Consider the following 25,929-nt stretch of genomic DNA (forward strand, 5'->3'; position numbering starts at 1 on the left):
CTCCCCAGCGCGCCAATCCCTCCGCAAGTGACTGTTGAGCCGCGACATTTCTAGCGGTTTCCACTCTGGCGCGGTCCAGTTTCCAACGTTCTGTTCCCGTTCTCGCCCATCACGGCGGCGCGCCGACCGGCCCGGCGGGTGTAGTGTTCGACCTCTTTCAGGCTCTCGTGCCCGGTCCAGGCTGCGATCTGGTGCGTCGTCGCCCCGGCCTCGGCCAGCGCGGTCGCGCGCGCCTTCCGCAGCCCGTGCGCGCTCCGCTCGACTCCGGCGGCCCGCGCCGATTCCCGGATCAACGTCCCGAGCGCGGCGGTCGACCTGGTGCGGCCGTGCGCCGTTGCGAGGAAGGTCATCTGCCCGGCCAGCGGCGCGAGCGCGGCGTGCATCACGTCCCGATCGGCCTGCATCCCGGCGGCGTAGGCGGGAAGGGCACAGGTCCACGGCACATGCGCCAGCCCGCCGGTCTTGTGCTGGCGGAAGGTCAGCACGCCCTCGCGGTCGACCATGCCCGGCCCGATCTTCGCGCCATCGTCGATCCGCGCTGCCGACCAGAACAGCAGCTCCATCGCGGCGCGCGGGACGGTGCCGACCGGCCAGCGGGCGCGGTAGGCGGCGATCTCGTCCGCGCTCCACGGTTCATGCCCGATCACGCGCCCGCGATGCTCGATCACGATGCCCTGCGTCGCGTCGTCGGCCAGCAGCCCGGCCCGGGTGCCGTGCGCGGCGAGGAAGCGCCAGGCCTTCAGCCGGTCGGCGGCATTCGCGGCCTTGCCCAAGTCGGCCTCGATGTGGCGGCGCTTGAGCCCGCGCGCCGGGGCCTTCCCGTAGGCCGCGCGGATCGCGTCGAAGTGGCGGCGCAGCGTCGCGCGGTAGACGGTCGACAGCGCCTTGTAGCGGTCCCCGCGCAGCGCCGACGTGACCAGCGCGCCGACGGTGCCGGGCTCCGTCGGCGCCGGATCGTCGGTGCGCGCGGCGGCGTAGGCGGCGAGAAACTTCGGGTGATCCATCGGCACGTCGGCGGGGAGCTTGACCAGCGGCTTTCCCGCCCGGCGCAGGTAGCGATATTCCCGCTCGCCCTTGCGGCGGACGATGACGCCCTTGAGGCTCACGATCCCGTCCCGAACGCTTCGTCGCACGCCGCTTCCTCGCCATCCCGGTCGGACGACGGTAGCGGCCCGGCGGGCGCCGCGTCCAGATAGATGCGGATGGCGCCGAAGACCTCGACCGCCGCACAGCCCTCGGCCCGCGCCGCGCGGATGGCGCGGGCGATCTCGGCTTGGGTGGCACGGGCGCGGGCGGCGGGCATGGTCAGCGGTCCTTGGGGCGCGGGTCGGAGTCGATTGCCTCGTCAAGCGCGCTAAGAGCGGCGCGGCGCATGGCGTCATACATCGCGCGCGGGTCAACATCGGGGCTAAGGTCGGCGCCTTTCGGAAGGCGGCGAATGTCCTCACGGGTCGCCCAGAGGCGCGCAAGGCGACCGAGCCTATCGGCGAGCTTAGTCATCGCGGGTTCCTCCAGGGCGGGGCCATCACGCGACCTTCCGCATCGCATATCCGCCCCACTGATCCGCCATCGCCGCGGCGATCCCGTCGAACGTGCGGGAGCGGATGCGCCAGCGGTCCGGGCCCGGTGAAGCGCGGTGGACGGCGGACCAGCGCTTGTGCGCCTCGGTGCCCTTGGCGGGCGGCGTCAGGCGGTCGGTCGCCGCCAGCGGTGGCAGGCCCCGGAGATAGAGCCCGGTCGCCTTGAATGCCGGATCCCCGAACCACCACGGCTGGACGATCTGAGGCTTCGGCAGGTCCGCGGGCAGACGCTCGCGCGCGTGGCGGTGCATCACCGGGTTCTCCACGGCAACGCGGGGGATCGGCGCCTCGAGGCAGGCGCGGAACAGGTCCACGCCCTCGTCGAGCTCGGCCCACATCTCGTCGAGCGTCCGGCCGCGCGGCGGTGCGGACAGCCAGCGGACGCCGCTGTTACAGAGGCGAGTGCAGGGCGGGTGCATGACGGCCAGCAGGTCCCAGCGTCCCGGCTGCAGTAGGTCGCGGACGTCGCACTGGTAGTGCCGGTTCGACCCGTCCTCGGCCGGCAGGATGTCGCAGGACCAGGCATCGTGGCCGCGGTCGAGGAAGGCGCGGCGGACCACGCCGCTCGTCTCGCAGCCGATCAGGACGCGGAGGGCGGGGGCGGTCATGCTGGCACCCGCTTCCCGGCGCGGGCCAGAACGGCGCGGATCCAACCGCCGCAATAGCCGGGGCGTTCGTGGCACATGAACTGGCGCCGATCCTTCACGGAAGCGTCGAAGTCCCGGCGCGTGTGGAGGCTCTTGCTGGCGTCCGTCCCTTTCGTCGCTGCACATCCGCCGCAGACAGGGGGCAGGGACGCCGGATTCATGCGTGCCAGCCGCCGAAGCTGCTGGCGGCTCAACTGCGGCTGCGTCGCGCGCGGCTGGTAGGACAGGCACGTCACCCCGGCGCCGGGATCCGTCACCCATCCGCCTTCCGGCCAGGGTCCGCCCTCCCGATGCTCGATCATCGCTTCTGTCAGGTCGCAGTTGAGCCAGCGGGCGCAATGACGGCATGTCATCTCCCAGCACTCTTTCCATTGATCCAGGTCGGGCGGGCAGTAGGGCGTGCGGTCTGTCATCGCGCACCCCCGAACAGGTCCGGCTCGGCATAGTCGGCGGCGATGGCCTCCATCACGTCGATCTCGTGGTCGGCTTCCTCCTGCGTCATGCGCTCCTGACGGATCTGGCTGGGGTAGACGCGCTTCCGCATCTTGATCTCGCGCAGGATGGCGTCGCGCTTCTGGCGGCGGGTGAAACGGGCCGTCACTGGTCTCGGCTCCGGTCCGGGGCGATGCCCATGGCTTCCATGACCGCGACCATCTGAGGGTCGGTCTGCGACCGCGCCCAGGCCTCGCTTTCCTCGAAGCTCGCGTCGAACTCGCCATTTGCGACCCGCCCGGCGAACGTCTTCAGGCCGGCGCGCATCAGCTCCTGGTAGAGCGCGGTCGGGCCGCAGACATGCACGTCCGCGTAGTCGTCGAACTCTCCCGTCTCGGCCCGGTCGGCGAGGGCGCGATAGGTCGGCGCATGGACGCCCGATGCGTCGGCAGCCTTCCGAAGTTCGGCCGCGAGGCGGTCCTTCGTCGCAGTCGTCATGGTCGTCCTCTCAAAGCAGCGACCCCTGCGGGTCTTCAGGGTTGGCGGCCGGGGCGGCGCGGGTGGCCTGGCGCTGCAGGGCCTCGACCTCGGCGCGGTGATCGGGGCAGGCCCAGACGTAGCCGCGGCGGCGGCGGGCGCTGAGCGGGCCGGGGAGGCGGTAGCCGTAGGGCGACCACGGCGCGGCGCAGATGCGGCAGGGGCCCATTACGCCGTACCGGTCGGGGCGGCAGGGCGTTCCGGCAGCGGTGTCCAATGCGTATGATAACCCGGCCACCCGCCGACGTTGATGATCGCGGCGGGGCGACTCTCGTACGTGTGAAGTTCCACCGTCTGCCCGAGGTCTAGAGGCGATCCGATGTAAGGCGCTTCGCCAAGCCAGGCCCTCTGTTCGTAATTCCAGCACCACCAAACAACGTCGCCGTCGTCTTCATGCCATTCATCAATCGGTCGCGGAGTGTCGGCAGTCATAACGGATCCTCGCCCCCCGTGGTGCGCCCGGCCCCGCGCGGCCGGGTGATCGTCTTGTGAGTGCCCCGGCGCGGCGGGGTTGGGATGCCCCCGCCGCTACCCGACAGGATGCGGCGGGGTCGCCGGGACCGCCCCGGCTGCCGGGCCCGCAGGCCCGGGTTTCAGGTCTCGGGCGTGCCGAGGAACAGGGGCAGCGCGGTGCGCTCCGCCGCGTCGGCGATGGTCTCGTCGAAGGCGGCGCGGAAGATGCGGTCGGGATCGTAGGCGGAGAGGATGAACGACACTTTCGGTCCGGACTTCCGGTAGCGGAACCGGAACACCATCCGGAACCGGGTGCCGCCGCGGAAGACGGGGATCGCCACGATGATCAGGTTCGGGATGCTGATCGGCGCGCCTTCCTTGTCGCGGTGCTCGTTCAGGAACTGGATCGCCGCTTCGCCGGTGTCTCGGTTCGTCGAGACTTCGAGGTTCGAGACCTCGTAGACCCGGAACTGCTTCGACAGGCGCAGCAGCTCGGTCAGCTGGCCGAACCGGCCTTCGATCCGCTTCGCCGTCTCGACCAGGCGCTCTTCCCAGTCGGCGCGGTCGAAGGTGGTGTCGCCGTTGAGGATCCCGGGCGTCGGGTCCATGACGTCCTTCGCGTTCGCCTCGATGAACTCGCCCATCTCGTCCTTGTCGAGCGGTTTGCCGGAGACGGCCATCCAGGCCTTCCATTCGTCCGACAGGGGGAACTTGTAGACGCCGCGATGGGCGCAGTGCCGCGCGCTCGGGTCGCCGGTCGGGGTCGTCACGTCGGCCGGCGCCTTGGCGTGGTAGTCCGCGACGCAGGTCAGGCTGGGCTTCTCCATGTCCGGATCGGCGAAGAGCGCCGAGGTCTCGCCCTTGAAGCGGATCGCCCAGCCGACGAGGCTGTCGAGATCGGCCAGCGTCGCCGTGCCCCGGCGGCGGGCGGGCTTGAAGAACTGCGCGGCGTCGCGAGCCTTGGCGGTCAGATCTTCCAGGCGCATGCCCTCGGGCACGGCATGAATGATCGCCTGCGTCAGCGTGTCGTCCTCTTCGCCTGTAAACATCTGGCGAGTCCCATAGAGGGCCTGCACCGTGTCGCGCATGGTCTGCGCGACGTTCTCGACCTCGCGCGCGTCTGTTCTCTCGGTCATCGTCATCTCCTGTGGGTGATCACACGTCCCGGACTTCGCCCGTCTCGGGGTCGTAAGCGTCGGTCACGTCGCGGGGGCCCGGCTGCATCTTCCGCATCAGCGGGCTGAAGAGGGTCAGGCCGCCGTCCTCGTCGACGTAGCTGGCCGCGGTGGCCGGCGGGGTCTTCGGCGGCTTGATCTTCGTCTCGGCGGCCATGCTGACATCGCCGTTGTTCCCGAGCGCGAACCTGACGGTGATCGCGACCTCGCCCTGGCAGCCCTTGGTGCCGTGGCGGTCGAGATGCTCGCGCAGGTCGATCATCAGCTCGCGGTGCTTGCGCAGCGTCTGTTCCGCGAAGTCGCCGCCGTCGAAGAGCGTCAGCAGCTGTTCCAGCGTGCGGATCGCGTAGGGGTCGCGGGGGCGGGGTGCGTCGTCGGGCATGGCGTCTCTCCGGTGGGCGTGGCGGGCGGTCATAGCAGTCCCTTCTCGATCAGCAGGCGTGCGGGGGCGGCGACGGTGCAGGGGTGGCCGCGGCGGGGCTCGGCATCCGGGAGGAGGGTGTTGCTGGCCTGGACGGTGCACGCTGCCCGGGGGGGCCAGATGTCGGGGCTGTCCTCGGTCTCGCGGACGCAGACACCGTCGCCGTGGAACGTCTGGAAGACGACCTCGACCTCGGTCAGGGGCGTGCGGGGGGTCATCCCTGCACCAGGATCAGGCAGGGCGCCGCGTCGCCGCGCGGGGCGGCGGGGCGGGTGGCGACGGTCTGGCGGACGCAATGGCCGTGCGCGGACTTGGCGACCTGCCAGGCGAGCATGCGCAGCCCGGGGCTGTCGCTGGGGTCCGGGTTGGCGACGCGAGCGCGGGCCTGGGCGATGGCGATGGCGCGCCGGGGGTGGGCGATGGCGGGCGCGGTCATGTCCGCGCCTCGGCCATCTCGATCAGCTGGGCGACGGTGGTGTCGTCGTCGATCTCGGCGTCGTCGAGCTCGATGCCGAGCTGTTCCTCGATATCCATCACGATCTCGACCGCGTCGAGGCTGTCGCCGTTGAGGTCGGAGAGGGTCTGCGCGTCGATGGGCGCGTCGGGGTCCGTCAGCTGCTCGGGGTGGAGGTCGAGGACGCGGACCAGCGCCTCGAGCACCGCGTCGCGGGCGAGGGATCGGGTCAGGGTCGCGGTGTCGGGTGATGTGTCGGGCATGATGGCCTCTCGGGGAAGAAAGGGGCCGGTCGGCGGGAGGGGCCGACCGGCCGAGTTGCGCGCCGCCTGACAGGTGGGGCCGGGGAGGAGGCCCCAGCGGCGCGCGAGGCAGGGTCAGGCGGCGGGCGCCATGCGGTGCGCCGCGGCGTAGCCGACGGCCCATTCGGTGTGGGCCGCCTTGCGGGCGGCATTGGCGGCGTCTCTCAGGGCGGCGAGCCGGGCGATCTCGGCGGCGGGGGCGCCGCTCACCGTCGCGGCTTCGAGCGCGAGCTCGGCCCGGACATGCGCCAGATTGGCCTCGTCGAAGCGGCGAGCGAGGTAATCGAGGGAATGGGTCATGGCGGGCGTCTCCCCGCCCCCTTGCGCTCCGTCGGGAAGCGCTTCGGTGGGGGCGTCTTGAGGGGGGACGATAGTTGGCAGATTAGCCAAAGGCAAGACAGAACTTGGCCTATTAGCCACGTACGTGCTACACCGACTGCACAAACAGCAAAAGCCCCGTGCGAGGCGCGGCGTCAGGAGGACGGGATGGGTGACGGTCGGAAGCTGGTCGGAGAGGGGGGCGCGGAGATCGAGCCGCTATCGGCCCTCAAGCCTCAGTTAGAAGATCTGCTGGGCCATCCAGAAAGGATGGCCGCTCGCATGGACGACTTGAGGGAAAGAATCCTGAAGATCGACGGGGTGCCGGCGTTTGCGCTCGCCCGGCCGCCGATGCCTCAGTCGCTTTGTGATCGCATCCGTTCGATCTGGTTGGCCTGGTCAAGAACCTGCTCGGCGAGCTTCTCGATTTCATCGAAGAAGGAGGATTGAGCGGCAGCGTCGCCAGCCGCCGATGATCTGAGGCTGGCACGAAGGAAGCCCTGCATGTCCTCCATCTGGGCCTCTCGATCATCGCGAGGCATGTGCGCGATGTTCTGAGCGAAAGCCATGCATACAAAGAGGGACATGGCTTCGTGCCGGGCCTGAAGGTCCTCGATCTGCCGGTCTCGCTGCTCCATCGCGTCAACGAGCATCTGGATGCTTTCAGCAATCGGGCTCATGCCGCCCTCCCTGATACCGCTGCGGCCCGGTGCACCAGGATTGGTGCGGCCCAGCGGAGCGTCACGTTCGTCATCGTCGGCACGGTGTCGTTCAGCGAGCGCAGGTGGAACAGGCGCGGGCCGTCACCGGGCCGGATGATCTTGAGCCAGCCGTTACCGGCGTCGCATTCGCAGACGCAGACCCGGTTCAGAGCTTCGCTCGGCACGCCATCGGCCTCGCGCGCGTAGAAGATCACGTCGCCGGGGCCGTAGGTCGGCAGCATCGACTCGCCCTCGATCTCGACTGCGACGACGGATCGGCCGAGCAGCTCCGGCGGGCGGGTGACGTGGTAGAGGCCATCGCCGCGCTCGAAGGCGTCGACCAGCGGGACCTGGTCGCCAGCGCCGACCCGGCCGGCGACGGCGACGAGGGACTGGTTGTGCGAACTGGGCCACCATTCGCTCAGAGCCGCCTTAAGCCGTTCCGCATTCTCTGCAGAGGTGCTGCCGGACGATCCACGTTTGAGCTTGTTGATCGCGTCGTACGAAACCCCGGAGCGGCGAGAAAGTTCAGCCATCCCTAAGCCGGAAGCTCCAAAGGCCTCCATGAAGCCCGCTCTGAATGAGGTATCCGGCATGTTGTGGCTTATCGGCCAAAACATACCTAGCGCGCTACTGGCCATTTAGCCTTGCCAAAGTTGGCATATTAGCCATATTTGGCCTCATGACCGAGCCAGACATCATCTCCGAGATCGAGGCGTACTGCGCCGCGACGAAGCTCAAGCCGTCGACGGTCTGCGTCCGCGCAACCGGCTCCTCTCGGCTGATCGCTCGCCTCAAGCGGCGGGCGGAGCAGAACGCGAAGGATGCGAAGCGCATCCGCGAGTTCATCGCCGCCAACCCGCCTCCTCCCGAGGCGAGCCGCGACGAGGCCGCCGCATGACCGTGTGCCAGCTTCCGGCAGCGTCGAGAGCGGGCCACGGCGGAGGACCCTCGTGGCCCGGATCGTCAAAGCAAGCCTACCTCGCGCAGGAACTCTTCCTCGGCCTCGCAAACGACGCCGTCGGCCTTCACCAGCTTCGCCAAGGCAAGGATGGTGCGGTCCCTGGTTGCTGCGTTGGCGCCGTTCAGCGCTTCGATTCCGACGTCGAGATCGCGGGTCGTGGGGCGCAGGCGGCGGATCGCCTTGGCGAAGGATTCGATCTGCGCGTCCAGCCCGTCGGGTCCGGGGCAGTCGGAACGCTCCATCCATTCGTCCTCAATGAATTCAAGGATCGCGTCGATCTCCCGGTCGTGCAGGTGATGGTCCGAGCGGCCCGCGGCGGTCAGCAGCACCACGCTAGGCATGATCGCACGGCGGAAATCCTCCGCTGTGTCGACGATGGGAGTCGCCTTTTTTCTCGGTTTCGCAGGTGCGGCCAAGCCGATGCCGGCCATGTCGATGGCGAGCTCGTCGAGGAAGTCGAGAATGCTCGTCACGGTGCCGTCCTGGTCGATGACGGCCTCGATTCGGTCCAGCCGGAAGGCTCGCATTGCGCTTCGTTCATGGCAGATGGCCCGCAAGCTGGGGTGGCCGCCCCTGGAGCGGACCAAGGCCCGGCAGGTGATCCGTCGGCGCGAAGGCTGCCCCTTGCTGTCGCGATAGTCGATCAGCAGGAAGATCGGATCCAGTTCGACCGGACCCGGGTCGTCCTCGTCAGGGTCGTCCTCGATCGGAAGCGGGGTCATCGTTACCGGCGCGGGCCAATCCGGGGCCGGGTCGAAGTCGGCGGGCGCGCGCCCGTAAAGCCATCGCAGAGCCAAATCTCGCGGCATCTTCGTTCTCCAATCTGTGGCGGATTGACCGTTCGAAACCGCGTCCTCTGCGTCAAGCCCCGGAGTGTCCGGGCAAGCTTGGGGGCCGCAGCATGACGGCTGCGGCCCCCATCCCTCTCTCCGGTTCCAAAAGGGTCTCTGCACAGACCCAACATGGAGCCTGCGCCGTGAAAAATCCTGCCCAAAGTGAATGCTCGACCTCGGCGGCGCGCGGATGGTTCCGCGACCTGCTGTTCCGCGCCTTCCCCGGCCGGTCGGAGCGGGAGATCGCCCGCGTGGCCGCGCCCCTGCTCGACGTGTCCGACCGACAGGTCCGCAACTGGTTGCGCGAGGAGCACGATCCCGGCCTGACGGTCGTCCTGAAGGTCATGGCGCTGGCCGGGGCCGAGGTCGTGCTGGCCCGGGTGGAGCGGCGGCGGTGAGGGTCTGGCTGTATCTGCGCGGCCGTTTCTGTGCCGCCCGCGCGACCCGCGCCGACGCCCGCGCCCGTGACCTGATGGCACGGGCCCGCGTGCTGCGGAGCCGGGCGGAAAAATTCTTCCGACTCGCCACGGAGAGGTCCGAATGACACCGCTGCCCCCCGACGTCCCGTCCCGTCCGATCCCGCAGGATGCGACCTGGGAAGCCCCGCCGGAGCGGGACGATCCGCGCAGCGGGCTGGTCGTCGCCGGGATCGTCATCCTGATGGCCGTGCTGGTCCTGATCGCCGCGTCGGTCGCGCTGGTCGCGCAGGCCTGGCCGCTGGTGACCGGATGACCCGCCCGGTGCTGCCCATCGATTTCGCCACGCGCCGCCGGTGGAATTGGCGCGGGCTGCTTGTGCTTGTCCTCGTCGTCGTCAATTCGGTGCTGTGGGCGCTGCTGATCTGGACGCTGGCCGAGGTGACCGGATGACCCGCCCGGTGCTGCCCATCGATCACGTCTACCGCGCCCGCGTCCGGCGGGACGTCCGGGCGATGCTGGGCGGGCTCGGCTTCGTCTTCTGCGTGCTGGCCTACGGGGCCGGCCACGTCCTCCCTTCCGCCGATCGGGCCCTGGCAGACGGCCTGGCGGCGGAACGCCCCCGTTCCCTGATCCCGGACGGGGGCGACAGATGACCGGCGCCGCGGCGATCCCGCTGAGTGCAAAGTCCGCGCGGGCGGACCTGGCATGGGTCGAGGCGCAGACCTTGATCCGGCGCCGCGTCGCGCGGCTGCTGGAGGCGCTGGAGGCCGCCGGGATCGAGCATGACGCCTGCGAGGCGGAAGGCCGGGTCACGATCACGATCGGGCTGGTCGCGCTGCCGAAGGCGTCCGAGGTGGCTGCTCCGGTCCCGGAAGCGGTGGCCGTGGCGGTGGAGCCTTGCGCGGTCCCGGTCGAGCATCTGGCGCCTGAGCCAGAACCCGAACCCGCGCCCAAGCCTTCCCTTGAGCCCGCGCCCGCGCCGAAGTCGGTCAAGCCGCGCGAGAAGCACAACGCGCCCGCCGCCAACGGTGCCCCGTGGACGGTGGAGGAGATCGAGCGTGCGCTGGCAATGATCGCCGACGGCATGACCTATCAGCAGGTGGCCGACGCGCTCGGCCGCACGAAGGCGTCGCTGAACCTGAAGCTGTCGAAATGGCGGGCAGGCAAGGTGGCGCTCGGCCGGAAGGAAGCGTCGGCGGCCGAACCGGCGGACATGGCCTCGGAGGCTCCGCTTGCCGATCCGGCGCCGTCTGCCAAGGCAACCGTCTCGCCCGGACCCCTGCCGCCGCGGGCCGCGCCGCGCCCGGTCGCGACGCCCCGACTGCCGCGCTCCGGTTCCTGGACAGCCGAGCGCGACGTGATCCTGCTGGACGGTCTGTCGCATGGCGAGGGAGCCGCCGAGGTGGCGGCGCAGCTGGGCGTCGGGCGCGACGAGGTCGTCGCGCGCTACCGGGCGCTGGTGCCCGATGCCAGCTGGGCGGCGCAGACCGCCGCGCTGAAGCGCGCGCGGGCGGAGATGGCGGAGACGGCGGAATGAGCAAGCGGTCCAGCTTCGCCCGCCGTCTGCGGGACTTCTATCCGACCCCGCCCTCGGCGGCCGCGCCGCTGCGTCGGCACCTGCCGGACGGGGCGCGCTACTGGGAGCCATGCGCGGGCGACGGGGCGCTGATCGAGGCGCTGGCGCCGCGCGCCCGCTGCGTCGTGGCGACCGACATCGCGCCGCGGTGCGAGGGCATCCACCGGGCCGACGTGCTGGGCGTGCCGGCGGAGGACATCCGGGCCGTCGGGCTGGACCTGATCGTGACCAATCCGCCCTGGCCGATGCCGGGGCAGGGCGGGGCGCCGGTCACGACGCTGATCGACCATCTGGCCGGGGTGCGGCCCCTCTGGCTGCTGCTGGCCTGGGACGTCGCCGCCAACGGCTATTTCGAGCGGCTGCGCCCGATCTGCCCCTGCATCGTGCCGATCGGGCGCGTGAGCTGGGCGCAGAACGGCGTGGCGGGCAAGGACAACGCGGCGTGGTACCTGTTCGACGCGCGGCTGCGGGTCGCCGGTCCCGTCCTGCTGGGCGCGGCGGGGCGCACCGCCGTCTCTGTTCATGCGACGGCCCTGCGGCGCCAGCGGCGCCCGGCCGAGGCGGTGGCGGCATGATCGCGCCGCAGATCCGCACCGTGCCCTTCAAGGCGCCCTGGGCGGAGCATGCGTTGGCGCAGGCCATGGCCGCGCGCGCCGGGCAGCAGAGCACGCGCGGGACGCTGGACCTGCTGATGACCGCGCATCGCGACCATCCCGACGACCGCGCCGTGACAGAGATGTCGCACGGCTATGCCCTGGGCGTCCGTGCCGCGCCGCATGTCGCGGGTGTCGATCTGTTCGACTCCCTTCGGTGCTGGATGGGCGCGGTACCGGAAGAGATCGCCGCGCTGGTGCCGTGGATGCACGGGAGGCCCCGATGACCCCGATCCATTGCCTCCGCCCTGTCGACGTCGCGCAGCTCGACGAATACCCGATCGCGCCCGGCGAGCGGATGCAACAGCACAGCTGGTTCGCTTTCGACCCGCGCCGCTGGAACAACTCCAGTTTCGTCCTGAAGTCGACCGACGAGGTTCAGGGCATCCACATGCGCCTGCTCTGCATCGCCTACGATCAGTCGCCGAAGGGCACGCTGCCCTGCGACCTGGTCGATCTGGCGAAGCTGGTCCGGGTGCCCCGCGAGCGGTTCGAGTCGCTCTGCGCGATGCCGTGGGGTCCGCTTCACAACTGGCGCCAGTGCCGATCGGGCGACGAGGTCCGCCTCTATCATCCCGTCGTCCTCGAGGGCCTTCTGGAAGCGGTCGCACGGCGGCAGGACAACCGCGCGCGCAACGAGGCGGCGAACGCCAAGACCCGGCGCCTGCGGCTGCGCGGCGCCCTGGCCGGGTATGATGCCAAGCTGGCCGAGAACGACGCCGCGCTGCTGTTCATCGACGAATGGCTGATCGCGGAGGGCTGCGGCTATCGCACGAGCTCCTGGATCGAGCGGGGGATGGCGGCGTGGTCAAACCACGTCCTGACGCTGGATCGGCGCCGCCCGCCCCGCTGAATTCACGCAAACTGTTCCCGGAACACTTCGGAACGATCTGGGGACAGTTGGGAACACTTCGGGACTGTCCCGCACGACAGGGACAAGGACAGAGAAAGAACAGGAACACTGACAGTCGCGCGACATTCGGCGGGCGCGCCTGTGGATAACCCGGGCAAGGCAGAGAAGGGGAAGGCGATGGACGGCAAGGCGCAGGCGGAGGGCGAGGCACGGGTCAGGCGGGTGCTGGTCGAGGGATTGCTGCGGCGCGGGCTGGCCAAGCCGGGCAGCCTGACGCGCGACGCCTTCGAGGCGATGCTGGGCGACCTGTGCGCCAAGCTGGCCTACATGACCGACGCGAACCTCGCCGCGCTGGAAGAGGTCGCGGCGCGGAACGCGAGCGGGAAGGACCGGGACCGGTTCCCCATCGCGCAGCGCATCCTCGACATGGCCGCCGACATCCAGCCGCCCTCCGACACCGGCTCGCCGCTGATGCGCGCGGTCTTCGCCCACGAGATCGGGCGGCGGGCCATCGCCGAGGGCTGGGCGCCGGAGCTGCGCGAGATGGCGCGGAAGATGCGGGCGTGGCCCGGCCCCTTCGCCCAGACGCAGGCGCGGCAGGCGGCCGACGCGGCGATCCGGCGGATGGCCGAGCTGGAAGCGGAGGACGCGCGGGGCGAGGAGCTGGCGCCCTCGGACGCGGCCTGGATGCGGGACCGGCGGGCGCAGATCGCCCGCTGTGCCGAGATCGGAGCGATGGGGGCATGAACGCGATGGCGCAGGACATACGGGCCGCCCGGGTCCAGCTGAGGGACGGCGGCGAGGTCTTCAATCGGGGGCCGATCTTCGTGCCCGGCCGGCCCGGCTGGTTCGCCCTGCGGTGCCTGCCGCAGCGCGAGGACGCGGTCGAGCGGTGGCTGGACGCCCGCGGGGTCTACGCCTTCCATCCGGTCAAGTCGCGCGTCGCGCGCCGGATGGGGCGCGTCCGGCGGGTCGAGCAGCGCTATCTGCCGGGCCTCGTCTTCGCGCGCTTCCCCGGCGCCCCGGTGGGGCACCGCGTGCTGGCCTTCCCGCTGCTGTCGGATGCGTTGCGCGTGGCGGATGGGCGATGGGGCGAACTGCGCGGCTGCGACCTGCGGCGGCTGCACGGGATGCGGTCGCGCGACGCTGCGCAGGACGCACGGGCCGAGGCGCTGGCGCGGGCCGCCCATGCCAGGCGGCTGCAGGTCGGCATGCGGGCCATGTTCGCCCTGGGCCCTGTCGCCGACATGCCCTGCGAGGTGGTCGAGGTCGACGGCCTCGGCGGCGCGCGGGTCCGGTTCACGCTCTTCGGGCGGGAGATCGAGAAGGCGCTGGACGCCTCGGACGTGATGGGACCGGACGATGATGCTTGACAGATCGACAGGCGCCCGCGTAGCGTCCGCCCCCAAGAGCCTCATGGCCGGGATCCTCGCGCGTATCGCGCCACTGGTCCGGCCGGGTGGGCGGTCGGCGCATTACGCGCGAGACGCCCGCACTGTGTCCGAAGCCAATCTTCGCCTCTCATCCTCGGTGCCTGTCTGATGGCGCGCCTGCGTTCGACCCCGTTGCGGATCAAGCCGGCGGCGGCGCGGCTTGTGCCTCCGTCGGGCGAAGCGGCGCGGCTGGCCCTGCGGGAGCGGTCGCGGCCGAACTGGTACTCGCTGGCGCGCTGGCGGGAGTTGCGGCTGGTCGCGCTGCAGCGCGACGGGTGGCAGTGCCAGCAGACGGGCGCCCTGCTGGTCGGGACCTATCCGGCGTGGAACAGCGCCGCCGTCGACCACATCGAGCCGCACCATTGGGATCCGGACCTGTTCTGGGATCTGGGCAACCTGCAGTCGGTGACGAAGCAGTGGCACGACAGCGAGAAGCAGAGGCGGGAGCGGGCAGGCCGCGGCTGACGGGGGGGTGGAAATGTTCAGACCCCTTGAAGCCTGAGACCCGCGGTGACCCTAGCTGGAGATTTTTTTCTTGGGGGATGCGATTTTGACCGTGGACCTGTTCGGGGACGTCACGACGCTGCCCTCGGGCCGGCGTGGGCGGCCGTCGCATCGCTGGTCGCAATCGGCCTCGGACCGCGTCGTCCTGGGCCTGGCGATGGGCTACAAGCCCGCAGAGATCGCGGCCGGGCTGGGGATCAGCCTGCCGACCCTGCGCAAGTATTATTTTTCCGAGCTGAAGCGCGCCGACATGCAGCGGATGCGGTTTGAGCTGTGGCGGATGGAAGTCCTCGCCCGCGAGGGCAACAAGGGCAACGTCGGAGCGCTGAAGGAGCTCGAGAAGATCAAGGCGAGCCGCGACCGCCATTTGGCGGAACAGCGGCTCAAGGACGAAGAAGCGGACACGCCAGAGATCCTCGGCAAGAAGGAGCAGGCTCGGCTGGACGCGCAGAAGGCCCTCGACGATCCCGACCTGAAGCCGGGCTGGACCCACTGAGGTGACCGCCCCAGTGCGCGACTGGTCGACGGCCTGCCCGGATTGGGAGGACCGGATTCGGGAAGGCCGGTCGCTGATCCCGGACCTGCCGCTGTTCGATGCGGTCGCCGATCGGGCGCTGCGGATCTTCAAGCGGCTGCGGGTGCCGGATCTGATCGGCACGCCGACCTACGGCGAAGTCTGCGAGCCGTGGGTGTTCGACTTCGTCCGCGCCATCTTCGGCGCCTACGATCCGGCCACCAGGAAGCGGATGATCCGCGAGTTCTTCCTGATGGTCCCGAAGAAGAACGGGAAGTCGGCCATCGCCGCCGGGATCATGATCGTCGCGACGATCCTGAACGAACGGCCCGAGGCCGAGCTGATCCTGATCGCCGAGACGCATACGATCGCGGGGATCACCTTCCGCCAGTGCCAGGGCATCATCGCGCTGGACGACGGTCTGAGCGCGATCCTGAAGGTGCAGGCGCATATCAAGACGATCACGCACCTGACGACGGGCGCGATCCTGCGCATCCTGTCGGCCGACGGCGACGTCGTGACCGGGTCGAAGGCGGCGTACATCCTGGTCGACGAGGCGCATGTCCTCGGCCACAAGCCGAAGGCGGGCGACCTGTATGTCGAGCTGATGGGCGGGCTCGCCTCGATGCAGGAAGGCTTCTTCCTGGAGATCACGACGCAGTCGAAGGTCGAGCCGCACGGCGAGTTCAAGCGCCGCATCCAGCGCTGCCGGGCGGTCCGCGACGGCACGCTGGCGCTGCCGATCCTGCCGGTGATCTACGAGTTCCCGCGCGAGATGCAGAAGTCGGAGGCCTGGCGCGATCCGGAGACCTGGAGACTGGTCAACCCGAACCTCGAGCGGTCGGTCTCGATCGACTACCTGCGCGACGAGATGACGAAGGCCCAGATCGACGGGCCCGACAAGCTGGCGCTCTTCGCGTCGCAGCACCTGAACGTCGAGATCGGCCTCGGCCTGCACTCGGAGCGGTGGGTCGGCGCGGACTACTGGGCCGCCTGCGGGATCGACGGCATCGGCGGCCTGACCAAGATGCTGGAGCGCTGCGACAGCGCGGTGATCGGCGGGGACCTCGGCGGGGCCGATGACCTTGCCTCGCTGTGCGTCATGGGTCGGGATCGCGAGACGCGGGAGCGGCTGGTCTGGGTCCGGGCGTGGGTGCATCCCGACGTGCTGAAGAAGCGGCAGGAGATCGCGCCGAAGCTGCTGGACCTCGCCAAGACGGGCGACCTGATCATCGAGGCCGACATGGACCGGCATGTCGAGGACATGGTCGAGATCTGCATGACAGTCGAGGCAGCCGGACTGCTGCCGGAAGAGAACGCCATTGGCCTCGACGCCTGGGGCGTCGCCGCGCTGCTGGACGCGCTGGAGGAGGCGGGCCTGCCGATGACGAAGGTCGGGGCGGTCGGGCAGGGCTTCAAGCTGAACGGGGCGATCAAGGGGATGGAGCGGCGGCTGCTGAACCGGACCATGCGCCATCTGAACCAGCCGATCATGGCCTGGTGCATCGGGAACGCGAAGGCGGAATCGAAGGGGAACAACGTGCTGATCACCAAGGCCCGCGCCGGTGTCGCCAAGATCGACCCGCTGATCGCGACGTTCAACGCCACGATCCTGATGGACATGAACCCGGAAGTCGCCCAGCCGCGAGTCCGGTTCGCATGAGCCTGCTGCAGAAGATACTGGCCCCGTTCCGCGCGCGGAACCAGGTGGACAGTTCCGACGTGCGTCGCGGCGATCTGGTCTGGAACGCCTTCACCGGCGGGCTGGACGGGTCGCCGTCGGAGCGGTCGGCCATGCGCGTGACGGCGGTCTGGGCCTGCGTGTCGCTGATCAGCGGGGCGGTCGCGTCCCTGCCCATGCACATCTATCAGCGATCGCGCGAGGGAGACCTGAGCCGCGATCGGAATGCCGATCTGTGGTGGATCCTGAACGAGCAGTTCTCGCCCCGCTGGTCCGCTTCGGCCGGCTGGCAGTTCCTGGTGGCGTCGAAGCTGCTGCATGGCGACGGCTTCGCCGAGATCCTGCGCGGGCGGGGCGGGCAGGTCGCCGGCCTTCTGCCGCTGCATCCGGATCGGGTGCGGGTCATCACCACGGGCGACGGCGCGCGGCTGATCTACGAGATTCAGCCGGATTCCACGATCACGCGGCCAAGCCCGGCGGCGGCGAAGATCCGCGTCCTGGACCAGGACGACATGCTGCACGTGCCCGGGTTCGGGTTCAACGGATTGCGCGGCATGTCGGCGCTGCGGTTCAGCCTGTCCAATTCGGGGCGGCTGGCGATCAACGCGCAGGACTTCTCGTCCAAGTTCCTCGAGAACATGGCGCGCCCCGACTTCGCGCTGAAGTCGGAGAAGAACCTGACCGACGACCAGTTCAAGCGCCTGCAGGACATGCTGGACAAGCATCGCGGGCCCGAACGGGCGGGCAAGCCGATGATCCTGGAGGGCGGCCTCGGGATCCAGACGCTGACGATGCCGCTGGAAGAGATGCAGCTGCTGGAGACGCGCAAGTTCCAGGTGGAGGAGATCGCGCGCGCCTTTGGCGTGCAGCCCTTCATGATCGGCCACACCGAGAAGACGTCGTCCTGGGGGACGGGTGTCGAGGCGATGGGCGCCGGCTTCGTGCGCTACACGCTGCGGGATCACCTGAACGCCTTCCAGAACGAGATGAACCGGAAGTTCTTCCGCACCGCGCGGCTGGTGGCGGAGTTCGACACGACCGAGCTGGAGCGGGCCGACACGAAGTCGATGTTCGACGCCGTCCGCATCGCGCTCGGCCGCGCGGGCGAGCCCGCCTTCATGACGCTGGAAGAGGCGCGCGAGCTGCTGCGTCTGCCGCGCGAGATGCAGGGGACGATCCCCGAGACGGCCGCGATCGAAACCGAGGAGACGGATTGATGGACAGGCATCTGAAGATGCGCCTTGCGAACAAGGGCAAGGGCGAGTTCCGGGCGCAGGGCGACACGCTCTTTCTGTACGACGTCATCGCGAGTGACGACGAAGAGGCGGACTGGTTCGGCGGCGTCTCGCCGCGCCAGTTCATCGCCGCGCTCGCGGACACGTCGGGGCCGGTGACCCTGCGGATCAATTCACCCGGCGGGTCGGTCTTCGGGGCGCAGGCGATGGTCGCCGCGATGCGTGCGCATCCCGAGCCGATCACGGCGCAGGTCGACAGCCTGGCCGCCTCGGCCGCCAGCGTCATCGCCGCCGAATGCGCCGAATGCGTGGTCGCACCAGGCGCGATGATCATGATCCACAAGGCCTGGGGCCTGACTATCGGCAACGCTGACGACCACGAACAGGCGGCGGCCCTGCTGACCAAGATCGACGGGCAGATCGCGGCTACCTATGCCCGCAGGGCCGGATCCGGTGACGTCGCGCAGTTCATGGCGATGATGTCGGCCGAGACCTGGTTCGATGCCGACGAGGCTGTGGCCACCGCGCTGGCGGATCGCATCGTCGAGGAGAACACGCAGCGGCCCTCGGCCCGGTGGGACCTGTCGGCCTTCGCCGCCGCGCCCTGGACGCCCGCCCCCGCCCCGAAGGAAGATGCGGCCCCGGCCGCCCCTGCGTCCCTGCAGGACAGCATGCGCCAGACCCGGATGCGCCGCGCGGCGGCCCGGATCGCGGCCACCCGCATCTGAGCGCGCCGCGCCGGATCACGCCGCAAGCGCGGCACAACCCCCTGAAAGGAGAATGCCATGAGCATTCAAGCTCTGCGTGAGCAGCGCGGCAAGATTGCCAAGTCGCTGCAGGACCTTGTCGGCAAGGACGACTGGAACGAAGCGGACGACCAGCCGAAATATGACGCCTCCATGGCCGAGATCGACAGGATCGACGCGAAGATCGAGCGCATCCAGGCCGCGAACGACAAGCTCGCCGAAGAGACGCGGACCGACGCGCTGGCCGAAATTTCCGCCAAGAAGGGTCGCGACGGCGGCGACCGCGGCCTGGAGATCTATGCCAAGTGGCTGAAGGGCGGCGACAGGGCGCTCAACGAGGACGACTGGAACCACGTCCGCAACGCCATGTCGACCACGACCGGCAGCGAGGGCGGCTTCACCGTGGACAGCGAAGTGGCCAACTCGGTGCTGGACGCGCTGAAGGCCTATGGCGGGATGCGGTCCGTCGCCACCGTGATCCAGACCTCGGGCGTGGGTGGCATGTCCTTCCCGACCTCGGACGGCACGGCGGAGGAAGGCGAGATCGTCGCCGAGAACCAGGAGGCGACGGACCAGGACATCAGCTTCGGGGCCATCTCGCTGCCGGTCTACAAGTTCTCGTCGAAGGTCGTCGCGGTCCCGATGGAGCTGCTGCAGGACTCGAACGTCGACATCGAGGCGTTCGTCAACGGCCGCCTGGTCACGCGCCTGGGCCGGATCACGAACAGGCTGTTCACGACCGGCACCGGCATCTCGCAGCCGCACGGTGTCAACATCGCGGCGCAGATCGGCACCACCGCGGCCAACGGGTCGTCGCAGGTGACTGCGGTCACGTATGACAGCCTCGTGAACCTGCAGCACTCCGTCGATCCGGCCTACCGGGAGCGGGGCACGCCGCGCTTCATGTTCAACGACGCGACCCTGCGCGAGGTGCGCAAGGTGAAGGACAGCAGCGGGCGGCCGATCTTCGTCCCCGGCTACGACATGGGCAATCCGCAGGGGGCGCCCGACCGTCTGCTGGGCGCGCCGATCACGATCAATCAGGACATGCCCAGCATGGCCGCGAACGCCCGGTCGATCCTCTACGGAGACTTCTCGCCCTACTACATCCGCGACGTGATGGCGGTCGAGATGTTCCGCTTCACCGACTCGGCCTACACCAAGAAGGGGCAGGTCGGCTTCCTCGCGTGGATGCGGTCGGGCGGGAACCTGATCGACGTCGGCGGCGCCGTGAAGGCGTTCGTCAACGCCGCGTCCTGATCCATCGGGGCGCGGTCTCCGCGCCCCGTCACGGCCGTCCTCGGGATCCACTCGGGGTCATTCATGAAAGGATAAGTCATGCGCTTCGATCAATCGGAGACGATGGCCGCATCGGTTCTTCTGCCCGCGGCGGCCTATAACGCGGACAACACGCCCGCCGAGATCGCGCTCGGCAAGGCTGGATCGGCGACGATCCTGATCGAGGTCGGCGTCGGCGGCATCACCTTCAGCGCGACCAACAAGGTCGAGTTCAAGCTGACCCATGCCGACACGGCGGGCGGCACCTATGCCGCTGTCGAACAGGCCGACGTGGTCGGCGTCACGGTCGGCGCGGGGGGCATCGTCCGGTCGCTGGTCGAGGCCCATGCGACGCCCTCGGTCACGAAGATCGGCTATGTCGGGCGCAAGGGCTTCATCAAGCTGCTGGCGGATTTCTCGGGCACGCATGGCACGGCGACGCCGCTGGCCGCCACGGTCGTGACCGGCAACCTGGACCGCGTCGACCCGGCCTGACCCCTGACCGGGGCCGGCCTGTCCGCCTCGGACCCCAACTGAGGACTGATCATGCAGAACGAGAAAGACGACGTGCCGAAGGCCGAGGCCCCGGCGAAGCCCGAAGAAGCGCCGAAGGCTGAGGCCACGGCGAAGCCGGAAGAGGCGCCGAAGGCCGAAGCCACGGCAAAGCCGGAAGAGGCGCCGAAGGCCGAGGCCACGGCGGAGCCGGAAGAGGCGCCGAAGGCGAAGCGCAGCCCGAAGTCGGTCCGGGTCAAGCTGTCGTGCATCTACTCCGGTAACGGTTTCTCGGCCAATGCGGGCGACGAGATCGATGTCGAGAAGGCGGAAGCCGAGCGGCTGATCGGTCTGGGCGTCGCGACGGCTGTCTGATGGTCTGGGCCCCGCGCGACAGGATCGTCGAAGTCGCCGACTCCACCGGCCCGGTCGTGAGCCTTGATGATCTGAAGCAGATCCGGCGGATCGACCACGACGACGAGGACATGATCCTGCAGGGCATGGAGCGCGCAGCGACGGCGGCGGTGGAGCGGGTGACGCAGCGCCTGCTGCTGCCGCGCCAGGTCGTCCTGCGCCTGACATGCCTGCCGTCGCGGCGGACGCCCATCGGCCTCTATGGCGGGAAGGTCCAGACGCTGACCAGCGTCGTCGCGGATGGCGCGGCGATCGAGGGCGCGCAGGTCTTCGGCGACTCGCCAGCCTTGCTGGTCCCCGCAGCGGACTGGCCCACCGTGACCGGAGAGGGCTTTCCGGTGACGATCACCTACACGGCCGGGGTCTCGACCGTTCCGCCGGACCTGGTCCAGGCGATCAAGATCATGGTCGGCGCGATGGACTTCAACCGTGAGGCGGTCGTGATGAACGCGACGGTTGCGGAGGTGCCGCTCGGCTTCGACTACCTGGTCTCGCCGCACCGGATCAGGCCGATATGATCTGGGCCGGTTCGCTCGACCGCCGCATCACGCTTCAGCGGGCGACAGAGACGACGAACGACTTCGGCGAGAAGGTCCCTGCCTGGGGCCTGCTGGCGACGGTCTGGGCGGGGTTCAAGCCGGTCAGCGACGGCGAGAAGTGGCGCGCGGGCATGGTCGAGGCGCGCGAGTTCGCGCGGTTCACCATCCGCTACTCCTCGACCGTCGCGGACCTGTCGGCGAAGGACCGGCTGCTGTTCGACGGCGACCCGTGGTCGATCACCGGCGTGAAGGAGCTCGGCCGGCGGCAGTGGCTGGAAATCACGGCGGAGCGGGTGGCGGCGTGAGCGTCAAGTTCAAGGTCGAGGGCTTCCGCGAGATGGAGAAGGCGCTGGCCCGGCTTCCGCGCGGGACGGCGAAGGGGGTGACCCGGCGCGTCGTCAAGAAGGTGCTGGAGCCGGTGCGCGACACCGCCGACAGCTATTCCGGGGCGTTCAATGTCGCGATCACGTCGCGGCTGTCGCCGCGCCAGTCGGGACTGGCGCGCGGGGATCGGGGGCCCTCCCTGGTCAGCATGTATGTCGGGCCGGTCACGCAGGACGGCAGCCACGCGCCGCACGCGCATCTGATCGAGTTCGGGACCGCGCCGCGGTTCCACAAGTCGGGAAAGTATGTCGGCGCTGTCTCGCCCGACCCGTTCATGCGGCCGGCCTGGGACATGCACAAAGGGCAGATGCTGGAAGAATTGGGGCGGCTGATGTGGGTCGAGATCGAGAAGACCGTCGCCCGCGCGGCGGCCAAGGCAGCACGGGAGGCCGCACGATGAAGGCCGATTTCCGCGACGTATCGCTGATGGTGGCGACGCATTCCTTCGGGTCGGTCACGCCGCCTTATGCGCAGTCGCTGGCGGTGCTGACCGGGCACCTGGCCATGTGGCGGGTCTCGCATTCGGTGCTGCTGCTGCAGGACCCCTTCGTCGATCGCGGGCGGGACCGGATCGCGGCGGCGTTCCTGGGAAGCGGTTTCTCGCACCTTCTGATGCTGGACGCGGATATCCAGTTCGAGCCGACCGACGTCGCCCGGCTGGTCGCGGCCAATCGCCCGCTGGTCGCCGGGGCCTACCGCTACAAGAACGACACCGGGCATTTCGCCGTGTCCTTTCCGGAGGGCGCGCAGGACGGGTGCCAGTTCGATGACGAGGCGCAGGCGCTGGAGGTCGACGGCGTCGGCGCGGGGTTCATGCTGATCCGGCGCGAGGTGTTCGAGCGCATCGAGGCGGCGACGCCCGATCTGGCCTATGTCACCCGGAACGACGGCGTCGAGACGCGGTTCCACGGGTTCTTCGACCAGGACCGCGACGGGGATCAGCGCGTCGGAGAGGATATCGCGTTCTGCCGCCGCTGGCAGGCGGTCGGCGGCAAGGTGCATGTCTGCCCCGACATCCGGCTGACCCATTGGGGGCCGCAGGGATTCTCCGGCGCGCTGATGGATCAGATCCGGTTTGCCGAAAGCGTGGCCGCCGAATGAGCCGGGTCCTGCGCGATGGCTTTCTCTGGCCCAAGGCGGATCGCGTCTGCGGGCCGCTGACGATGGCCACGCTGCCCGACTTGGGCAAGGCGGTGGCACTGACCCCGGAGCGGGGGCTTGCGCTGCAGGCGGGCGGCTGCGTCGGCGTCTGGGCCGCGCATCTGGCGCTGTCGTTCGAGCGCGTGGTCACGGTCGAACCCGACACCGAGAACCTGGGCTGCCTGATCCAGAACGTGCCCGGGAACGTGGAGCCGCATTGGGGCGCGCTTGGCGCCGTGCCGGGGCGCACGGGGATGGCGCATGTCGACTACAACACCGGCGCCCATTTCGTGCGCGGGGCAGGGCGCGTCCCGGTCATCACGGTCGACGGCCTGGCCCTTCCGCGCCTCGATCTGCTGGTGCTGGATATCGAGGGCTGCGAGCTGCAGGCGCTGCAGGGCGCCGCCTCGACGCTGACCCGGCACCGGCCCGTGATCATGATCGAGGCGCGCGGCCACGAGACCCGATACGGCCAAGCGCCCGGCGCCGCGCTGGACTGGCTGCAGCGTGCCTTCGGCTACCGCGTTCACGCGGAAGTCGGGTCTGACGTCATCCTGACGGCCTGACGTCGCAATCTGAGGAGCTGCAGATGCGTGACCGCCGCTGGATCGAGTTTGAGGACCTGAGCGCGCAGGCGCGCGTTCAGATCGACGCCAACGCCATCAAGGACGAACCGGAGGAAGATCGTGCGCGCCACACCCCGCCGCTGGATCGGAGCGGGGATCTGTGGATGCCGGGATCGCCGTCGCGCGTGAAGGCTGCAGGAGGGGTCTCGGTATCGGTTTCCCCGGACAAGCCGAAGCTGTCGGACGGTGGGCTAACTTTCGCCGGCATGAAGTGGGCGCCGATCAGGGGCGTCGGCCTGGCCGCGCGAGACGCCGCAGACTGAACAGGAGAAGCCGATGACCACGCCAGACGAGAAGGCAAAGATATTCGGAGACCTCTACGCGCGCTACGCCGCCAATAACGAGCGTTGGATGGAGATCCACCCCGGCGACACCGAAGGCCCGTGGCAAGAGGCAATGGACGGCCTGATCGGCTACGCCCTGACCGAGCACGGCGTTTCGCGAGCGGCCATAATGGCCGCCGCCACGAAGGTTCGGCTTTAGCCCGCTACCACCGCCACGACGAACCGCAGCGCGCCCTCTGGGGTGTCATCCTGCATGGAAGGAACCGCCATGACCGAGACCGAACCCCGCCTCGAGGATGCGATCACCCGGCTCCGCGACGCGCTGGCCGCCCTCAAGGCCGTCTTCACCGACTTCGTGCGAAGCGTCGGGAGGGCCGCAGTGCAGGACGCCAAGGAACGCATCGCCCGGATGCAGCGCATCGACAGGATCATCGCCATGATCCCGCAGTATGGCCGCATCAACCCGATGTGCCGCGACCCGTGGCAGCGGGAGCGGTGGGCATGACCGAGACCGGACCCCGCATCGTCAGCATGCCCGAGAAGGCCGACGAGATGATGGCCGCCGTCGAGGCTCTGCGCCGCGGACTGCCCGCTCTGGTCGCCTCGGCGCCGCTGATCGCCAAGGTCCGCCGCGCGCACTTCGACGCGCTGATCCATGAGGGTTTCACCGAGGCCCAGGCGTTGCAACTCTGCCTGACCTCGGAGCTGTGACCGCGAAAGCGGCCTGACCGATGGAAGAGCAGCTTTACAGCGTCCTGAGCGGGCTGGGCTACACGACGAGCTGGGGCGGGCTGGGGCAGGGCACGGCTTTGCCGCGCATCGCGCTCTATCGCGTGTCGGGGCTGGACGCGGTCACACTGCAGGGGCGGTCCGGCTTCGTCGAGGGCCGGGTGCAGGCCGACATCTACGGCAAGACCTATCAGCAGGCGGTCACCGCCTCGCGCGCGGTCACGGCGGCGGTCTCTGGCTATCGCGGCGGGCCGATCTGGCACGCGCAAGTCGTCAACATCCGCGACCGTCCCGAAGAGGGCGGTGGCGACGTCATTCAGCGGGTCTCGCTGGATATCGCGGTTCTCTACCGCGAGTAACCATCCGCCTCGGGCGGCGATCACCAATCAAGGAGGACGCTATGTCCATCGCAATTCCCGTCCACGGCGGGACCATGAAGTGGAACACCACCACGACGACCTACATGTCGATCACCGAGGCGAAGCGCCTGATCTTCCCGAAGTTCAACCGGGAATTCACGGACGTGACGAGCCTCGACAGCGTCGACGGCATCCGGGAGTTCGTGCCGAACCTGGCCGACCCCGGCGAGCTGGTGATCGCGTGCAACTACTCGAACGCGATCTTCAACACCGCGCACGGGTATTTCACGGGCAAGACGCTGGTCTACTTCCAGACCACGATCAACCTGCAGGACACCGAGACCGTCGCGGCCAACTGGGCCTTCCAGGGCTACGTGTCGCCGGAGGTCGCGGACGGCGAGATCGACGGCACGCTCGAGCTGATGCTGAACATCCGGTGCACCGGCGCCGCAACCTTCACGAACGGTTCGTGATGGCGGGCGTGACCTTCACCGCGAACGGGGCGCAGCACGAGCTGCGCCTCGGCACGCGCGCGTGCCGCGCCATCGAGCGCGACCTGGGCATGTCGATGCCGCGCTTCATCGGCAAGATGTCGGGCAAGAAGGACAAGGCGGGCGAAGTCCTCGAGGACGGCGACCTGTCCTTCGCGGATCTGCACCTGGTCTTCCTGCACGGCCTGAACGGCGGCAAGGGCGCGGCCAGCCCGGACGAGGCCGACGACGTGATCGATGGCGTCGGCGGGATGGTCGCGGCGGCTGCGATCCTGGGCGACGCCATCGCCGAAGCGTTCCCGGCGCCGCCGGAGGACGAAAAGACCGAGGGCGGCACTGCGGCGGGAAACGGCAGGAAGCCGAAGGCGACGTAGCGCTCGACTGGGACATGCTGGCCGCGCATTGGGTTCGGTGCGGCCAGCCGATCGCCGATTTCGCGCTGGCCACCATGCGGGAGATCCGCGCGGCGGCGACGGGCACGAGCGACCGCATCGATGACGAGATGCAGCGGGCGCGGGTGCTCAACCAGGAATTGGCGACGCTGATATCCTGGGCGCATCACAAGCCCGACAAGATGCCGGACTTCACGAAGGCGCAGAAGGCGAAGCAGCCCGAAATGGACGAAGCGGCGGCGGCCCGGCTTCTGTTCGCGCATGCGAGCGCGTTCACGGCACGGCACAACGCCTACCAGGCGCGGCGCGGGGGCGTTCAGTGAGCGTGGGGCAGAAAGGGGACGAACGCGGAGCGGACTACAAGCCGCTC

General features: G+C 69.3%; 49 protein-coding genes. 32 read left to right on the forward strand and 17 right to left on the reverse strand.

The window, feature by feature from the left end; genetic code table 11:
- Positions 1-50: 50 nt before the first annotated feature.
- The 16 genes from DR046_RS19960 to DR046_RS20030 form a co-directional block, all read right to left on the reverse strand.
- Positions 51-1,106: a tyrosine-type recombinase/integrase gene (locus tag DR046_RS19960; protein ID WP_245191027.1), complete on the reverse strand. Its 1,056-nt coding sequence runs from the start codon at positions 1,104-1,106 to the stop codon at positions 51-53.
- Positions 1,103-1,303 carry a hypothetical protein gene (locus DR046_RS24425; protein ID WP_115384127.1) on the reverse strand — a complete coding sequence of 67 codons (201 nt, stop codon included), beginning with the start codon at positions 1,301-1,303 and terminating at the stop codon, positions 1,103-1,105. Before DR046_RS24425 ends, DR046_RS19960 begins: the two co-directional genes overlap by 4 nt.
- Positions 1,304-1,305: 2 nt before the next feature.
- Entirely contained in the window at positions 1,306-1,500 is a 195-nt protein-coding gene (locus DR046_RS19970) for a hypothetical protein (RefSeq protein WP_115384128.1), read from the reverse strand.
- A 25-nt stretch (positions 1,501-1,525) separates the two neighbouring features.
- Positions 1,526-2,188: a hypothetical protein gene (locus DR046_RS19975; protein WP_115384129.1), complete on the reverse strand. Its 663-nt coding sequence runs from the start codon at positions 2,186-2,188 to the stop codon at positions 1,526-1,528.
- Positions 2,185-2,640, reverse strand: coding sequence for a hypothetical protein (locus DR046_RS23320; protein ID WP_135227345.1), 456 nt, complete (start codon positions 2,638-2,640; stop codon positions 2,185-2,187). The genes DR046_RS19975 and DR046_RS23320 overlap by 4 nt, the downstream gene beginning before the upstream one ends.
- Entirely contained in the window at positions 2,637-2,828 is a 192-nt protein-coding gene (locus DR046_RS19980; RefSeq protein ID WP_115384130.1) for a hypothetical protein, read from the reverse strand. The genes DR046_RS23320 and DR046_RS19980 overlap by 4 nt, the downstream gene beginning before the upstream one ends.
- Positions 2,825-3,157, reverse strand: a complete 333-nt coding sequence (locus DR046_RS19985; RefSeq protein ID WP_115384131.1) for a hypothetical protein — start codon at positions 3,155-3,157, stop codon at positions 2,825-2,827. The genes DR046_RS19980 and DR046_RS19985 overlap by 4 nt, the downstream gene beginning before the upstream one ends.
- A gap of 10 nt (positions 3,158-3,167) precedes the next feature.
- Positions 3,168-3,365 (reverse strand): hypothetical protein, encoded by a 198-nt coding sequence (locus DR046_RS19990; protein ID WP_115384132.1) that lies wholly within the window; start codon positions 3,363-3,365, stop codon positions 3,168-3,170.
- Between the two features lie 424 nt (positions 3,366-3,789).
- A complete protein-coding gene (locus DR046_RS19995; protein ID WP_167767204.1) occupies positions 3,790-4,785 on the reverse strand; it encodes a DUF2303 family protein in 996 nt (331 codons plus the stop codon).
- Positions 4,786-4,804: 19 nt separating this feature from the next.
- Complete coding sequence (locus tag DR046_RS20000; protein WP_115384134.1) at positions 4,805-5,206, reverse strand: YfdP family phage-associated protein; 402 nt, start codon at positions 5,204-5,206, stop codon at positions 4,805-4,807.
- A gap of 29 nt (positions 5,207-5,235) precedes the next feature.
- Positions 5,236-5,463, reverse strand: a complete 228-nt coding sequence (locus tag DR046_RS20005; RefSeq protein ID WP_115384135.1) for a hypothetical protein — start codon at positions 5,461-5,463, stop codon at positions 5,236-5,238.
- The gene (locus tag DR046_RS20010) at positions 5,460-5,681 is read right to left on the reverse strand and encodes a hypothetical protein (RefSeq protein ID WP_115384136.1); all 222 of its coding nucleotides are present in this window, start codon (positions 5,679-5,681) and stop codon (positions 5,460-5,462) included. Before DR046_RS20010 ends, DR046_RS20005 begins: the two co-directional genes overlap by 4 nt.
- Positions 5,678-5,962, reverse strand: a complete 285-nt coding sequence (locus DR046_RS20015) for an acyl carrier protein (RefSeq protein ID WP_115384137.1) — start codon at positions 5,960-5,962, stop codon at positions 5,678-5,680. Before DR046_RS20015 ends, DR046_RS20010 begins: the two co-directional genes overlap by 4 nt.
- A 114-nt stretch (positions 5,963-6,076) precedes the next feature.
- Positions 6,077-6,301 (reverse strand): hypothetical protein, encoded by a 225-nt coding sequence (locus DR046_RS20020; protein WP_115384138.1) that lies wholly within the window; start codon positions 6,299-6,301, stop codon positions 6,077-6,079.
- A gap of 374 nt (positions 6,302-6,675) precedes the next feature.
- Entirely contained in the window at positions 6,676-6,999 is a 324-nt protein-coding gene (locus tag DR046_RS20025; RefSeq protein WP_115384139.1) for a hypothetical protein, read from the reverse strand.
- Positions 6,996-7,616, reverse strand: a complete 621-nt coding sequence (locus tag DR046_RS20030; protein WP_135227346.1) for a S24 family peptidase — start codon at positions 7,614-7,616, stop codon at positions 6,996-6,998. The genes DR046_RS20025 and DR046_RS20030 overlap by 4 nt, the downstream gene beginning before the upstream one ends.
- A gap of 86 nt (positions 7,617-7,702) precedes the next feature.
- On the opposite strand from DR046_RS20030, the gene DR046_RS20035 reads away from it, so the two are divergent.
- Entirely contained in the window at positions 7,703-7,921 is a 219-nt protein-coding gene (locus DR046_RS20035; protein WP_115384141.1) for a hypothetical protein, read from the forward strand.
- Between the two features lie 65 nt (positions 7,922-7,986).
- Here the strand turns inward: DR046_RS20035 and DR046_RS20040 are convergent, their stop codons facing one another.
- Positions 7,987-8,706 carry a WYL domain-containing protein gene (locus DR046_RS20040; protein ID WP_135227347.1) on the reverse strand — a complete coding sequence of 240 codons (720 nt, stop codon included), beginning with the start codon at positions 8,704-8,706 and terminating at the stop codon, positions 7,987-7,989.
- Positions 8,707-8,960: 254 nt separating this feature from the next.
- Between DR046_RS20040 and DR046_RS20045 the strand changes: the two genes are divergently transcribed.
- From DR046_RS20045 to DR046_RS20190, 31 genes are all read left to right on the forward strand, one after another.
- Complete coding sequence (locus DR046_RS20045) at positions 8,961-9,215, forward strand: hypothetical protein (protein WP_115384143.1); 255 nt, start codon at positions 8,961-8,963, stop codon at positions 9,213-9,215.
- A 142-nt stretch (positions 9,216-9,357) separates the two neighbouring features.
- Positions 9,358-9,549, forward strand: coding sequence for a hypothetical protein (locus DR046_RS20050; protein ID WP_115384144.1), 192 nt, complete (start codon positions 9,358-9,360; stop codon positions 9,547-9,549).
- On the forward strand, positions 9,546-9,686 hold the full coding sequence (locus DR046_RS23810) for a hypothetical protein (protein ID WP_167767205.1): 141 nt from the start codon (positions 9,546-9,548) through the stop codon (positions 9,684-9,686). The genes DR046_RS20050 and DR046_RS23810 overlap by 4 nt, the downstream gene beginning before the upstream one ends.
- Positions 9,683-9,889 (forward strand): hypothetical protein, encoded by a 207-nt coding sequence (locus DR046_RS20055; protein WP_115384145.1) that lies wholly within the window; start codon positions 9,683-9,685, stop codon positions 9,887-9,889. Before DR046_RS23810 ends, DR046_RS20055 begins: the two co-directional genes overlap by 4 nt.
- Positions 9,886-10,773, forward strand: coding sequence for a hypothetical protein (locus DR046_RS23325; protein ID WP_135227348.1), 888 nt, complete (start codon positions 9,886-9,888; stop codon positions 10,771-10,773). Before DR046_RS20055 ends, DR046_RS23325 begins: the two co-directional genes overlap by 4 nt.
- The gene (locus DR046_RS20065) at positions 10,770-11,387 is read left to right on the forward strand and encodes a hypothetical protein (RefSeq protein ID WP_115384147.1); all 618 of its coding nucleotides are present in this window, start codon (positions 10,770-10,772) and stop codon (positions 11,385-11,387) included. The genes DR046_RS23325 and DR046_RS20065 overlap by 4 nt, the downstream gene beginning before the upstream one ends.
- Positions 11,384-11,692: a hypothetical protein gene (locus DR046_RS20070; RefSeq protein WP_115384148.1), complete on the forward strand. Its 309-nt coding sequence runs from the start codon at positions 11,384-11,386 to the stop codon at positions 11,690-11,692. The genes DR046_RS20065 and DR046_RS20070 overlap by 4 nt, the downstream gene beginning before the upstream one ends.
- Positions 11,689-12,318 (forward strand): hypothetical protein, encoded by a 630-nt coding sequence (locus DR046_RS24430; RefSeq protein ID WP_245191028.1) that lies wholly within the window; start codon positions 11,689-11,691, stop codon positions 12,316-12,318. Before DR046_RS20070 ends, DR046_RS24430 begins: the two co-directional genes overlap by 4 nt.
- A gap of 177 nt (positions 12,319-12,495) precedes the next feature.
- Positions 12,496-13,065, forward strand: coding sequence for a hypothetical protein (locus tag DR046_RS20080; RefSeq protein WP_115384186.1), 570 nt, complete (start codon positions 12,496-12,498; stop codon positions 13,063-13,065).
- Positions 13,062-13,691: a transcription termination/antitermination NusG family protein gene (locus tag DR046_RS20085; RefSeq protein ID WP_115384149.1), complete on the forward strand. Its 630-nt coding sequence runs from the start codon at positions 13,062-13,064 to the stop codon at positions 13,689-13,691. Before DR046_RS20080 ends, DR046_RS20085 begins: the two co-directional genes overlap by 4 nt.
- A 168-nt stretch (positions 13,692-13,859) precedes the next feature.
- The gene (locus tag DR046_RS20090; protein WP_115384150.1) at positions 13,860-14,216 is read left to right on the forward strand and encodes an HNH endonuclease; all 357 of its coding nucleotides are present in this window, start codon (positions 13,860-13,862) and stop codon (positions 14,214-14,216) included.
- A gap of 91 nt (positions 14,217-14,307) precedes the next feature.
- Positions 14,308-14,751: a hypothetical protein gene (locus DR046_RS20095; protein WP_245191029.1), complete on the forward strand. Its 444-nt coding sequence runs from the start codon at positions 14,308-14,310 to the stop codon at positions 14,749-14,751.
- Position 14,752: 1 nt separating this feature from the next.
- The gene (locus DR046_RS20100; RefSeq protein ID WP_209313627.1) at positions 14,753-16,432 is read left to right on the forward strand and encodes a terminase large subunit; all 1,680 of its coding nucleotides are present in this window, start codon (positions 14,753-14,755) and stop codon (positions 16,430-16,432) included.
- Positions 16,429-17,667 (forward strand): phage portal protein, encoded by a 1,239-nt coding sequence (locus tag DR046_RS20105; RefSeq protein WP_115384153.1) that lies wholly within the window; start codon positions 16,429-16,431, stop codon positions 17,665-17,667. The genes DR046_RS20100 and DR046_RS20105 overlap by 4 nt, the downstream gene beginning before the upstream one ends.
- Entirely contained in the window at positions 17,667-18,413 is a 747-nt protein-coding gene (locus DR046_RS20110) for a head maturation protease, ClpP-related (RefSeq protein ID WP_115384154.1), read from the forward strand. The genes DR046_RS20105 and DR046_RS20110 overlap by 1 nt, the downstream gene beginning before the upstream one ends.
- A 57-nt stretch (positions 18,414-18,470) precedes the next feature.
- Positions 18,471-19,691, forward strand: coding sequence for a phage major capsid protein (locus DR046_RS20115; RefSeq protein ID WP_115384155.1), 1,221 nt, complete (start codon positions 18,471-18,473; stop codon positions 19,689-19,691).
- A 78-nt stretch (positions 19,692-19,769) separates the two neighbouring features.
- Positions 19,770-20,204 (forward strand): hypothetical protein, encoded by a 435-nt coding sequence (locus tag DR046_RS20120; protein ID WP_209313628.1) that lies wholly within the window; start codon positions 19,770-19,772, stop codon positions 20,202-20,204.
- A 51-nt stretch (positions 20,205-20,255) separates the two neighbouring features.
- Positions 20,256-20,576, forward strand: coding sequence for a hypothetical protein (locus DR046_RS20125; protein WP_115384156.1), 321 nt, complete (start codon positions 20,256-20,258; stop codon positions 20,574-20,576).
- Entirely contained in the window at positions 20,576-21,133 is a 558-nt protein-coding gene (locus DR046_RS20130) for a head-tail connector protein (RefSeq protein ID WP_115384157.1), read from the forward strand. Before DR046_RS20125 ends, DR046_RS20130 begins: the two co-directional genes overlap by 1 nt.
- Positions 21,130-21,459 carry a phage head closure protein gene (locus tag DR046_RS20135; protein WP_115384158.1) on the forward strand — a complete coding sequence of 110 codons (330 nt, stop codon included), beginning with the start codon at positions 21,130-21,132 and terminating at the stop codon, positions 21,457-21,459. The genes DR046_RS20130 and DR046_RS20135 overlap by 4 nt, the downstream gene beginning before the upstream one ends.
- Positions 21,456-21,938 (forward strand): HK97-gp10 family putative phage morphogenesis protein, encoded by a 483-nt coding sequence (locus DR046_RS20140; protein WP_115384159.1) that lies wholly within the window; start codon positions 21,456-21,458, stop codon positions 21,936-21,938. Before DR046_RS20135 ends, DR046_RS20140 begins: the two co-directional genes overlap by 4 nt.
- The gene (locus DR046_RS20145; protein WP_115384160.1) at positions 21,935-22,639 is read left to right on the forward strand and encodes a glycosyltransferase family protein; all 705 of its coding nucleotides are present in this window, start codon (positions 21,935-21,937) and stop codon (positions 22,637-22,639) included. Before DR046_RS20140 ends, DR046_RS20145 begins: the two co-directional genes overlap by 4 nt.
- Positions 22,636-23,244 (forward strand): FkbM family methyltransferase, encoded by a 609-nt coding sequence (locus DR046_RS20150; RefSeq protein ID WP_115384161.1) that lies wholly within the window; start codon positions 22,636-22,638, stop codon positions 23,242-23,244. Before DR046_RS20145 ends, DR046_RS20150 begins: the two co-directional genes overlap by 4 nt.
- A 23-nt stretch (positions 23,245-23,267) precedes the next feature.
- A complete protein-coding gene (locus tag DR046_RS20155; RefSeq protein WP_115384162.1) occupies positions 23,268-23,567 on the forward strand; it encodes a hypothetical protein in 300 nt (99 codons plus the stop codon).
- Between the two features lie 13 nt (positions 23,568-23,580).
- Entirely contained in the window at positions 23,581-23,787 is a 207-nt protein-coding gene (locus tag DR046_RS20160; RefSeq protein ID WP_115384163.1) for a hypothetical protein, read from the forward strand.
- A 69-nt stretch (positions 23,788-23,856) separates the two neighbouring features.
- Positions 23,857-24,093, forward strand: a complete 237-nt coding sequence (locus tag DR046_RS20165) for a hypothetical protein (protein ID WP_115384164.1) — start codon at positions 23,857-23,859, stop codon at positions 24,091-24,093.
- On the forward strand, positions 24,090-24,299 hold the full coding sequence (locus tag DR046_RS20170; protein WP_115384165.1) for a hypothetical protein: 210 nt from the start codon (positions 24,090-24,092) through the stop codon (positions 24,297-24,299). Before DR046_RS20165 ends, DR046_RS20170 begins: the two co-directional genes overlap by 4 nt.
- A 20-nt stretch (positions 24,300-24,319) precedes the next feature.
- Positions 24,320-24,676, forward strand: a complete 357-nt coding sequence (locus DR046_RS20175; RefSeq protein WP_115384166.1) for a hypothetical protein — start codon at positions 24,320-24,322, stop codon at positions 24,674-24,676.
- Positions 24,677-24,717: 41 nt separating this feature from the next.
- Complete coding sequence (locus DR046_RS20180; protein WP_115384167.1) at positions 24,718-25,149, forward strand: hypothetical protein; 432 nt, start codon at positions 24,718-24,720, stop codon at positions 25,147-25,149.
- Positions 25,113-25,541 (forward strand): hypothetical protein, encoded by a 429-nt coding sequence (locus DR046_RS20185; RefSeq protein ID WP_135227349.1) that lies wholly within the window; start codon positions 25,113-25,115, stop codon positions 25,539-25,541. Before DR046_RS20180 ends, DR046_RS20185 begins: the two co-directional genes overlap by 37 nt.
- Before the next feature lie 14 nt (positions 25,542-25,555).
- Positions 25,556-25,882: a hypothetical protein gene (locus tag DR046_RS20190; protein WP_115384169.1), complete on the forward strand. Its 327-nt coding sequence runs from the start codon at positions 25,556-25,558 to the stop codon at positions 25,880-25,882.
- Positions 25,883-25,929 lie beyond the last annotated feature (47 nt).

The sequence above is a fragment of the Jannaschia formosa genome (genome assembly GCF_003340555.1).
GTDB classification, from domain to species: Bacteria; Pseudomonadota; Alphaproteobacteria; order Rhodobacterales; family Rhodobacteraceae; genus Jannaschia; species Jannaschia formosa.